Genomic DNA, 11157 nt, shown 5'->3' on the forward strand with positions numbered 1-11157 from the left:
ACCTCCATCGAGAGCGAGGCCGAAAATGTCAAACGATATTCTTCTTGAAGTCGAAAACCTGAGCAAATCCTTCGGAAGCCTCAAGGTCCTCGACAGCGTTTCCTTCAGCTTGCGCCGCGGGGAGCGTCTCGCCCTGATCGGCCCGAGCGGCTCGGGCAAGTCGACATGCCTACGTGCGATAAACTATCTCGAACCGCCCAGCGAAGGCGAGATCCGTCTCGACGGGAAAGTCATCGGCCGACGCAGTGACGGCAAACAGATGAGCGATCGTGAGATGGCACCGCAGCGTGCCGAATTTGGCATGGTCTTCCAGCATTTCCATCTGTGGCCGCATCTGACCGTCCGAGACAATGTCGCCCTGCAGCCGCGCAAAGTTCGTGGTCTGAACGATGCTGATGCGAACAAGCTTGCGCTGACGCTGCTCTCCAAGGTTCATCTCGCCCATAAAGCCGATGAAGCGCCTCAACGCCTGTCCGGAGGCCAGCAACAACGCGTGGCGATAGCGCGCGCGCTTGCCCAACAGCCGAAGGTCCTTCTTTTCGATGAGCCGACCTCTGCGCTCGATCCCGAACTAGTCGGTGAGGTCCTCAACGTCATCAAGGAGCTGGCGGCAGAGGGCCGGGCGATGGTCCTCGTAACCCACGAGATTGCATTCGCGCGCGAAGTGGCGGACCGCATCATCTTTATGGACGGCGGCAGGATCATCGAGGAAGGAGATGCGAACACAGTTCTCGATCATCCGACCTCTCCGCGCCTGAGACAATTCCTCGCCAGCTTGACGCTTGGGGAAAACGCTCATGGGTGAGACATTTCCAGCCCTGCTCAGTCAGGCTCTACTGGCTGGAGCTTTGGTGACCGTCAAGGTTGCTGCTGGCTCGTTAGCCATCGCGATGGCCCTTGGTCTGGCACTCGCAGCGATTCTTTTCCTGACGCGTAACCGGTTCGCGCACGGATTGATCCGGCTCTACGTCGAAGCGCTTCGTAACGTCCCGAGCCTGACGTTCCTGTTCCTCCTCTATTTCGGCTTGGCTGCGGTCGGCGTCAAATTGTCGTCGACGGCGGCGGCGCTCGCTGGCCTGGGGCTGATCGGCGGAGCCGTCTGTGTCGACATCTTTCGCTCAGGCTTCCGCTCTGTTCCCGACGGCCAGTGCGAAGCCGCTGCCTCTGTAGGTTTGTCTCCGGTGATGGCCTTTCGGTTGATCGTCCTGCCCCAGGGGCTGCGGCTGGCACTGCCATCGATCGGCAATTACGCGATATCCTTGATCAAGGACACATCACTGGTCGCCGCTATCGCCGCGCCCGAGGTGATGTTCAACGCCCGCCAACTCGTGAATGAGACATTCCAAACCGCCCTCATTTATGGCTGTGCGGCTGTCGTCTACCTCGTTTTGACGACCGCCGTGGCGCAGACGGTCCTGCTGGTCGAGAGATGCCTGGAGTTACGTTGATGTTTCTGGATACTATAGCCGACAATCTAACGGATTGGGGTCCAAGACTTCTAGCCGGACTACGGCTGACCCTCATTCTCACACTCGCCGGGTTTAGCGCGGCTTTTGTTCTTGGCCTGGCCGTCGAATACTTCCGATCTCGTCCCCATGGCCCTATCCGCATCATTGCCAACCTCTACATCACTGTAGCCCGCGGCGTGCCGATCCTTGTCATCCTGTATCTTTTGTATTTTGCTCTCCCGGGTGTCGGTATCATACTTCCGTCATTTGTCGGTGGTGCCACCGGACTGGCGCTTGTCTACGCTGCATATTTGGCGGAGGTGTTCAGGGCGGGGCTAGGTGCGATACCGCCGGGACACCGAGAAGCGGCCGTCGCGAGTGGCTTAACCCCGATCCAGACTTTCAGGCTCATACTCCTGCCGCAGGCCATCAAACACACCATCTCGCCGCTGCTTGTCAACCTGGTTTCGCTCTTGAAGGACAGTTCGATATGTGCCCTCATCGCGGTGCCCGAGCTAACGCTGGCGTCTCGGGAACTCATGGCGGAAAGCTTCTTGCCCCTGCATGTGTTCGCCCTCACGGCAGCGCTCTACTTCGCACTGGCGTGGCCGGCGTCTGTCCTCGCCCGGTATGTTGAAGAGCGCCTGCACGCGCCTGGCGAGCGACTTCCCGCAGCTGCAGCAAACTTCACGAGCAACAGCGCGCGTTCTGGCGTTTCGCAGGCTTAGAACTACATAACCCTGGAGTTTTCATGAAAAAACTTATCAATCATCCCGACAGCGTGGTCAGGGAAATGTTGGAGGGCACCGTTCTTCTCAGCGCCGCTGCCAGCCTTCTCAGTGATGAAAACGTTGTTGTCGAAGCCGACCTGCCGGCTCCCTCGCAACGCAAAGTCGCCGTGATCTCAGGCGGCGGGAGCGGGCATGAACCTGCCCATGCAGGCTATGTCGGCGCTGGAATGCTGACCGCAGCAATCGCTGGCGACGTCTTTACGTCTCCGAGCGCTGATGCCGTTCTTGCTGGTATTCGAGCGGCAAGTGGCCCCGCTGGTGCCCTGTTGATAATCAAGAGTTACACCGGGGATCGACTGAATTTCGGCCTGGCTGCCGAAATGGCCCGAGCGGAAGGATATCCTGTCGAGATCGTTGTCGTTGCGGACGATGTTGCGCTTCGGGAAACCGTTTCAGCAGATCGGCGCCGCGGCATCGCAGGTACTATTCTGGTGCATAAGATAGCGGGCGCAGCGGCCGCGAAGGGGCTGTCTCTTGAAGAGGTGGCGGCCATCGCCAGGGAGGCGGCTGCGTCTGTCGGAAGTATGGGTGTGTCCCTTGGTCCATGCACACTTCCATCTGTAGGCAGACCAAATTTCGAACTTGGCGTCGACGAAATCGAAATCGGTCTTGGTATCCATGGTGAGCACGGCATCCGCAAAATGCAGCTTGTTCCGGCCGATGATCTTGTAGAGATGATCCTCGACGCTCTCCTCGCAGATGGAAGGATGAAGAAAGGCGATCGCATCGCCCTCCTCGTCAACGGCCTCGGCGCAACTCCACCTCTTGAACTTGCGATCTTGGCGCGCTCGGCACTGCACCGTCTGTCACGTGAAGGCGTTGAGGTCGTTCGGGCCTGGGCCGGTACCTTTCTATCGGCGCTCGACATGCCGGGGTTCTCTCTGTCTGTTTTGCCGGTATCGTCAAATCACTTAGAGCTTCTCGACCAACCGACGACAGCACTCGCCTGGCCGGGCGGTGGCGTGATTGGCGGAAAAACATTAACGGCCAACCCTGCGCCCCACGCGGCGCCTGCAGAGGAAGACGCGGTCTCCATTGGCGAGAGTGGGGAGAAGTTGCGGCACCTCTTTGAGCGCGCAGCCAAGGCTCTCATTCTTGCAGAGGGCGAGCTAGCGCGTCTTGATGGTATCTCGGGAGACGGCGACCTCGGTGCCAGTATGCGGCGAGGCGCGGAAGTGCTTCTCTCGCTTCCTGAGGCCGCATTTGTCACGCCGGGTAACGCTCTCATAATGGCTGGAGATCGGATCAGGAGGGCGATTGCTGGAAGCTCTGGACCGTTCTACGCAACTGCATTCCTGCGAGCGGGACGCCGGCTATCCGAGCACCCGTCTCCCTCCGCCAGTGACATAGCCGCCGCGTTTTCGGATGCGGTTCAAGCGATCATGGACCTAGGTGGCGCAAAGCCGGGCGATCGTACGATGATTGATGCTTTGGAGCCAGCCGCCCGCGCGTTACACGATGCAATCGCCGGTGGGAAGCCGCCTGAGATCGCCTTGCGGGACGCAATCAATGCAGCGAGAAAGGGGACTGAGATGACGAGCTCGATGCATCCAAAACTAGGCCGAGCCAGCTACCTAGGCACGCGAGCGATTGGAAGCCCGGACGCCGGTGCGGCCGCCGTGACCGTGTGGCTCAGTGCTCTCGATCATGATGCTCGCCCAGAGTAAAGCCAGGCTGCGGGCACCGGCTCGCGGCCATAACCAAAACCACTTATTTTGGCGGCACTAATCGAAGATTAAACATGAGGTAGAAACGTCGCGATGTGAGCTCCTCGACTGCAGCGGTACACCAAGAAAAGGTTTCTGAATCGGCCGCTAGACCGATAGTGAGCTGACAGTCATGCTCCGCATCGCCGATTTTTTCTCGCACAACACGTTGGTGTGAGCTCCCCGGCCCGTACTGACGTTAGAAGCCGACAGCAACCTGCATAAGCCTACATGCTCCAGGAAGCGCCATATGTATCGTCGTGCGAGGGCTTGAAAATTCTCATCGAAAAATCCATCTCACGCGCGGATTATTTGCAGTGGGGATTGCCGATGACAACAACACAGAGACAGCCAGTACAGCATGCATTCGAAGCCGACGTCAGCCGACTGTTGCACATGATGGTGCATTCGGTCTACTCGGATAAAGATGTCTTTCTCAGAGAGCTGATTTCCAACGCAGCCGATGCTTGCGAAAAACTCCGTTATGAGGCGATCGCCCGGCCGGAACTCGCAGGCAGCGGATGGAACCCTCAGATTCTGGTGACGCTCGACGAAGAGGCGCCCCTCCTCGTCGTCGAGGACAACGGAATTGGCATGAGCCATGACGATCTGATCGACGCGCTCGGTACGATCGCTCGATCAGGCACAAGGGCTTTCATGGAGCGTATCGAGGCCGCAAAGGGCGGCGAGAGAGCTGAGCTGATCGGCCAGTTCGGCGTCGGCTTCTATTCATCCTTCATGGTCGCAGGCAAGGTCGACGTGATCTCCCGGCTGGCCGGAAGCGAGGATGCCTGGAAGTGGTCTTCAGATGGCAAGGGAAGCTACGACGTGGTGGCTATCGATCTCGCAGATGCTCCGACTAGAGGAACTCGCGTCGTCCTGCATCTTTTGGAGGACGCCAAGAAGTACACGACCAAGTGGGCCGTGGAAAAGATCATTCGCGATCAGTCCGGGCATGTGCCCGTGCCGATCAAGCTGATCGAGAAGCTCGGCGCCGAGCCGACTCAAATTACAGACGGCGCCGCACTCTGGACGAAGCCGAAGGGCGAGGTTTCGAAACAGGATTATGACGATTTCTATCATAATGTCTCCGGTCAGTACGACGAGCCATTGACCAACGTTCACTTTCACGCCGAGGGTCGCCACGAATACACGACGCTCGCGTTCATTCCTGGTTCTCAGCCCTTCGATCTGTTTGATCCGGACCGACAGGGTCGTATGAAGCTCTACGTTAAGCGCGTCTTCATCACCGACGACGCCGAATTGCTACCGCGCTATCTGAGATTCGTACGCGGTGTCGTCGATACGCCGGACCTGCCGCTGAACATCTCGCGCGAGATGATCCAGGAGAGCCCGGTTCTTTCGTCGATCCGTAAGGGTGTAGCCAGCCGTATACTTTCGGCGCTCGAAAAGATGGCGGAAGGGCAACCCGAAACCTTTACGAAATTCTGGGATCTGTTCGGCACGATCGTCAAGGAAGGCATCTACGAGGATTACGAACGCCGAGAACAGCTACTGAAACTGGCGCGATTCCGCACGACCGCGTCCAACGAAGCGATCCGGACCCTTGCCGAGTACGTTGGCGCGATGAAGGAAGGGCAGTCGGCAATCTATTATATAACCGGCTCCAGTATCGAACAACTCAACTCTTCTCCGCATCTCGAAGGTTTCCGCGCCAAAGGCATTGAAGTTCTTCTGCTCACGGACCAGGTCGACAGCTTCTGGCCGACCAATGCTCGTGACTTCGATGGAAAGCCGTTCAGATCAGTTAGGCAGGGTCAATCCGATCTAGATGCGATACCGAGTAATATGGATTCCGATGACAAGAAGCCTTCGATATCATCGGATGTGACCGCGTTCATCGAGTTCGCTCGTGGAGTGCTTGGCGAGGAAGTGGCCGACGTGCGTGTTTCTCAACGGCTAACCGAAAGTTCGGTTTGCTTGGTCGCGCCGGATGATGGGCTGGACCGACAGTTGGAAAAGATACTTCAGGGGGCCGGGCGGCTGCAGGCCGCGTCGAAACCGATTCTCGAGATAAACGCGCAGAGTGAACTTGTGCAGAATATTGCCTCAGTCGCTGATCACGCGTTCCGAGAGGACGCCGTTCGCCTCTTACTGGATGAGGCCCGAATTCTCGATGGTGACAAACCCGTAGATCCCCGCGCTTTCGCCGGTCGGCAGGCGCGTCTATTCAGCCGGGCAATCAGCCAGCGCTGATCATCGGGCGTGATTATAGAGGTGCCCCGCATCGACGAACAGCTAGAGCGGGACCTTGATGCGATACCAGCGTCCTCACATCGCCTTGGTGATGCACAATGACTGGCTGCTGCGCTCAGTAGTGGCGTCTTGAATAGAAAAACGAGAGCGTTGCACACCTATAGGGCAACGCTCTCGGAACTTAAGGGGCCCGTCGGGCGGTACAACGCTGGCACAGTGCTGAGGTTCTTGGCTCGCGAAAGCCTCTAGTAACTTGCGTTGTTGGGCCCTGAAATCAACTACTATCGATAACCGGTCATTATCGATGGTTAGGATGTCCCCGGGAAATTCGCAGGCATGACGGAAGTGAGTGACGATTTTGCTTCTGTTTAATTGCGTGTTAATTATACTTTCAATAAGTTGCCACGTCGGCCGCATCCGCGGAAGAACGCCAAAAATGGCGCCGCGACGGACAGCTCGTTGATCGTCGATAAGCTGCAGACGTCGAGGAGGAAGACTAGTCAGCAGTGATATCGTTTCGCGGGGTATAGAGCAAATTTCTTGAAGGAGTAGGCTCAAGGACGGGGCGAGAACGCAGCGCTGCGATGACGCGAACTCCCCGCAGTGACGCCAACCGCGTCCGGTTGGTTCGCCGATGCAGGCAAGGGCCGGGACAGATCGGCTGGAGCCGCGCTGGTTCGTCTGCTGTCGAGCCCATTCAGTCTGCCGCTTCGGACCGGTGGCAAGACACGCCGATCGTACCGAAGGCACGATCGCAAAAGCGTTTTAAGCCGATACGATAAATGCCAGCCTTCGAGAAGGTCGGGCAGACGGCCGACGATGTCCTCGCGCTCATCGCTAACGGCCCGACCTGTGGTTACGCCGATAAAGTCGAAGGCTGTGAAGATCGCTCGCCGGACGTTCGCTTCGCGCAGAGGCCGCCCAACGATTGTTGAAGATCGCGCCAAAATCCGATCGGCCTTGCTGATCCAGGAAAAAACCCTCGCTGTGGAGGATTACCGTCACATTCGCTGCAGCCTCAATCGGAGGAAATCGATGCGTCCGGTCATGCCCGCCGCGGGTAGAGATCCGGCCACGGTTTAACGTTGATATGCGCTAGCCGCTCGACGACGGAGGTGACGGGATGCTTATCCCCCTTCGTAAGCCTGTCGGAGGAGGGATTGCGCTCTCTCGAAATCCGCCATCGATTTGACCGTCACCTGCAGATCGCCGGTGCCGAAATGCCCGACGTTACGAACATCACGGGTGAAGCCCTCTTCCAGGTCCATTACTCCGGGGTTCAACTTGAGGAAAAGTGTCACCGTTCGCGCCTGCGGATAGATTTCCATGCACACGAAATTTTTCAGCCGCTTAAATGCGGTGTAGAGCTTGAGTTCCTTGACCTGAACGTCGTCCCCAAGGCCAATAAGGAACTGGTAGACCACGTCGTATATGTCGCGCAGATCCGACGGTGACTGAGAGAGCCGGTAGCTCATCCGTTGGCTCAGATAGGGGTCGTTATCCTGGCTAATCTCGGCAGGTTGATTCGCACCGCTAACAGGTTTCGGCTCCGTCGACATCTTAGTGGCACCAAGACGTGCTGTCTTGGGCGCGTGAACAAGTTCCATCATCAGGAGATTTTCACCGAAACGGCGATAACGAATGAGCTCGATGTTGCGTACGATCTGCTTAACGGCATGTTCGTCATATCGGGTGAAATCACCGGCGATGCAGAGCAACCGAGGCGCGGTCCAGTCCACTGTCTTCGCGGCCCCGGGCCCGAGGCGTTCCATCACAAGCCATTGGAACTCCTTTCGATGATCGAGCAGCCAGTCGAGGTAGAAGAGGCCCTGGTTGATTACATTCTCGTTTACTGAGCGCTTGTACTCGATAATGACTGGCGAGTTATCCTCATCTAGACCGAGCGTATCGATCCTACCGCCATGCACCGGACCAGTTGAATGCTCACTGGCCAGAAAGCGGATCCCGAGCAGCGCTTCCAGATTTGCCTCGAACAGGTTTTGAAGCGACTTCTCGACCTGCACGGCCGCTCCGGCGAGTTCTGTCACCTGGTGCCCATCGAAATGAAACAGCTTTATATCGCTCAATACTAACTCCGAATAGGCTCATAAATTGCATAGAAAGTTTTATTCGCCCGTTCGGCGTTGTCCAGATAAATTGCCAGAGCATATCGATCTGATAGGATCGGCCGCAAATCACATGGGGATAGCATAAGGTGACAACTCTTAAATTGTCGCAGCTGGAAAACCATCTCTGGCGGGCGGCAGACATTCTGCGCGGATCGATCGATTCCGGGGATTACAAGCACTACATTTTCGGTCTTCTGTTCTTCAAGCGCCTCTCCGATGTCTGGGAGCAAGAGTATGACGAGCGGCTGGCGCGCTATCACGATGCTGAGCTCGCCGCCGATCCGGATGAGCACCGTTTCGATATTCCAAAAGGTCATTTCTGGAAGGATGTGCGCAAGCATACAACCGACATCGGCACGCATCTGAACGCCGCCTTCCGCGCCATTGAAGACGCGAACATGAAGCTGCGCGGCGTCTTCCAGGATGTCGATTTCAACAACAAGGAGCGTTTTCCGGATGCTATGCTGGAAAAGCTGCTGCAGCATTTCGAAACCTACCGCCTGAGAAACTCCGATGTCGAGCCGGATGTTCTGGGCCAGGCCTATGAATATCTGATTGCGCAGTTTGCCGATGATGCCGGCAAGAAGGGGGGCGAGTTCTATACTCCAAAGATGGTCGTTCGGCTGATCGTCGAATGCCTGAAGCCGGAAGAAGGCATGTCCATCTATGACCCCACCTGCGGCTCGGGCGGCATGCTTCTGGAGGCGGTGCATCATCTGGAACGGCAGGGAAAGAACCCCAGAAGCCTGTCGCTGTTCGGCCAGGAGCGAAACCTCAACACCTGGGCCATCTGCCAGATGAACCTGTTCCTGCATGATATCGACGACGCTGCTGTGGCGCGCGGCGATACGCTGCTGGAGCCGAAACATCTGACGGGCGATAGCGTTAAGGCCATCCGCACCTTCGACCGCGTGCTGGCCAACCCGCCCTTTTCGCTGAAAAGCTGGGGCCATGATGTCTGGTCGAAGGGCGATGCCTATGGCCGCGACCGCTATGGCTGCCCGCCGAAATCATATGGCGATCTCGCTTTCGTGCAGCATATGGTGGCGAGCCTGAAGGAAGACGGTGTCTGCGGCGTAGTGCTGCCGCATGGCGTGCTGTTCCGCGGCGGCGCCGAGGGCAAGATCCGCGAGGGGTTGATTCGTGATGATTTGATCGAGGCCGTGATCGGCCTGGCGCCCAATCTGTTTTACGGTGCGGGCATTCCGGCCTGTATCCTCATCTTGCGCAAACAGAAGCCTCTCGGGCACAAGGGCCAGATCTTGATCATCAACGGCGCCGAACAGGTAGTGGATGGCAAGAACCAGAACCATCTGTCGGAAGCCAATGTCTCCGCGCTGGCAAAAGCCTTTGGGGATTTTGCCGATGCCGAGCGGCTGGCGCGGGTGGTGCCATCAAGCGAGATCGAGGCGAATGATTTCAACCTTAATATAAGCCGCTATGTGCATCTGGGCAACGAGACGGTAGAAGTGGATGTCGCCGTGGAGGTGGAGAAACTGATCGAGCTTCAGGCTGAGCGGGATACAGCGGAAGCGCGGATGATGAGCTTTCTGCGGGAGCTTGGTTATGTCGCTTAGTGCGGAAGTCATCGAGGGGTTGAAAAATCAATGGTTGAGCGAATTGCCATCCGATTGGCGATTTTCTCGTTTCGGTGACGTCCTTCAAATCAAGCGACGACCAATCGAAGTCCAGGATCATGTCGAGTATGTGCAACCCGTAATCCGACGAGGACACGGCGGGATAGACATCCGCGAAAGACAATTGGGAGCATCAATCAAGACCAAGGCGCAATTTTTGATTCGTGCTGGCGATTGGCTGATGTCCAAAGTCCAGATTTTGCATCGCTCTTACGGGCTTGTGCCATGTGAGTTGGACAAAGCTCTTGCATCCGGCAGCTACTATGCTTTCGAAATCCAGAAAGAGCTTGATCCCAAATACTTGTGGTATTTGTCGCATGCGAACGCTTTCCATAAGTCTTGCGAATTGGCCAGCGTGGGCGTTGTTATCGAAAAGATGGTCTTTCGCGCGACCGACTGGCTCGACTTTGAGTTCCCGCTCCCGCCGCTCCACGAACAGCGTCAGATCGCCGAAATCCTGTCCAGCGTTGATGAGGCCATTGCGGCAACGCGGGCTGTGATTGTGCAGAGCAGAAAGGTCAAGCAGGCCGTGTTGGAACGCCTACTCACCAAAGGCATCGGCCACACACGCTTTAAGCAAACTGAAATCGGGGAGATCCCGGAGGAGTGGCCGCTAACCAGCGCCGACAGTGTCTGCACACAAGTCAGTGTCGGGATCGTTATCAAGCCGTCTCAATATTATGTCGAGAGCGGGGTTCGCTGCTTCCGTTCTGCCAATGTCCGTGAAGGCTTCGTGGAGGATGCAGACTGGGTTTACATCAGTGACGAGGGCAATCGCGTAAACCGGAAATCAGTCCTCCGGACCGGAGACGTTCTTGTTGTCCGAACGGGTTATCCAGGAACCTCTTGTGTGGTGCCGCCGAAATATGATGGAGCCAACTGCATCGATATCATCTTCGCGCGACCGAAGATCGAACTGGTCGCCCCCTACTTTCTTTCAACTTTCATCAACAGTGCAAGCGGGAAAACCCAAGTCCTGAAAGCAGAAGGGGGCTTGGCGCAGAAGCACTTCAATGTGGGGGCAATGAAGCAGATGAAATTGCCGCTGCCACCGCTAAGCGAACAACATGAGATCGTAGCGCATATTCAGGAATTTGCGAACACCGAGGCTGTGCTTGAGCAAACGCTGCAACAGCAGATTGGGTTCAAAGCCGCCCTGATGTCCGACCTCCTCACCGGCCGCAAGCGCGTCACCGACGCCCTGCCCATGGCTGCGGAGTAAGGGCCCC

Annotated in this window: 8 protein-coding genes; 7 read left to right on the forward strand and 1 reads right to left on the reverse strand. The window is 57.1% G+C overall.

Annotated elements, in window-relative coordinates:
• Positions 1–25 precede the first annotated feature (25 nt).
• The 5 genes from F2982_RS28025 to htpG all read left to right on the forward strand — a co-directional run bounded on the left by F2982_RS28025 (position 26) and on the right by htpG (position 6162).
• Positions 26–805 carry an amino acid ABC transporter ATP-binding protein gene (locus F2982_RS28025; RefSeq protein ID WP_203431435.1) on the forward strand — a complete coding sequence of 260 codons (780 nt, stop codon included), beginning with the start codon at positions 26–28 and terminating at the stop codon, positions 803–805.
• On the forward strand, positions 798–1448 hold the full coding sequence (locus tag F2982_RS28030) for an amino acid ABC transporter permease (protein ID WP_203431436.1): 651 nt from the start codon (positions 798–800) through the stop codon (positions 1446–1448). Before F2982_RS28025 ends, F2982_RS28030 begins: the two co-directional genes overlap by 8 nt.
• Positions 1448–2176: an amino acid ABC transporter permease gene (locus tag F2982_RS28035; protein ID WP_246777719.1), complete on the forward strand. Its 729-nt coding sequence runs from the start codon at positions 1448–1450 to the stop codon at positions 2174–2176. The genes F2982_RS28030 and F2982_RS28035 overlap by 1 nt, the downstream gene beginning before the upstream one ends.
• A 23-nt stretch (positions 2177–2199) precedes the next feature.
• On the forward strand, positions 2200–3906 hold the full coding sequence (locus F2982_RS28040) for a dihydroxyacetone kinase family protein (RefSeq protein WP_203431438.1): 1707 nt from the start codon (positions 2200–2202) through the stop codon (positions 3904–3906).
• Between the two features lie 369 nt (positions 3907–4275).
• Entirely contained in the window at positions 4276–6162 is a 1887-nt protein-coding gene (htpG, locus tag F2982_RS28045; RefSeq protein ID WP_203431605.1) for a molecular chaperone HtpG, read from the forward strand.
• A gap of 1127 nt (positions 6163–7289) precedes the next feature.
• On the opposite strand, the gene F2982_RS28050 is transcribed toward htpG, so the two are convergent.
• A complete protein-coding gene (locus F2982_RS28050; protein WP_203431439.1) occupies positions 7290–8249 on the reverse strand; it encodes a DUF5655 domain-containing protein in 960 nt (319 codons plus the stop codon).
• A gap of 128 nt (positions 8250–8377) precedes the next feature.
• Between F2982_RS28050 and F2982_RS28055 the strand changes: the two genes are divergently transcribed.
• Positions 8378–9868: a type I restriction-modification system subunit M gene (locus F2982_RS28055; RefSeq protein ID WP_203431440.1), complete on the forward strand. Its 1491-nt coding sequence runs from the start codon at positions 8378–8380 to the stop codon at positions 9866–9868.
• On the forward strand, positions 9858–11150 hold the full coding sequence (locus F2982_RS28060) for a restriction endonuclease subunit S (protein ID WP_203431441.1): 1293 nt from the start codon (positions 9858–9860) through the stop codon (positions 11148–11150). Before F2982_RS28055 ends, F2982_RS28060 begins: the two co-directional genes overlap by 11 nt.
• The last annotated feature ends 7 nt before the right edge of the window (positions 11151–11157 follow it).

Source organism: Rhizobium sp. BG4 (assembly GCF_016864575.1).
In the GTDB taxonomy this organism is placed as follows: domain Bacteria; phylum Pseudomonadota; class Alphaproteobacteria; order Rhizobiales; family Rhizobiaceae; genus Rhizobium.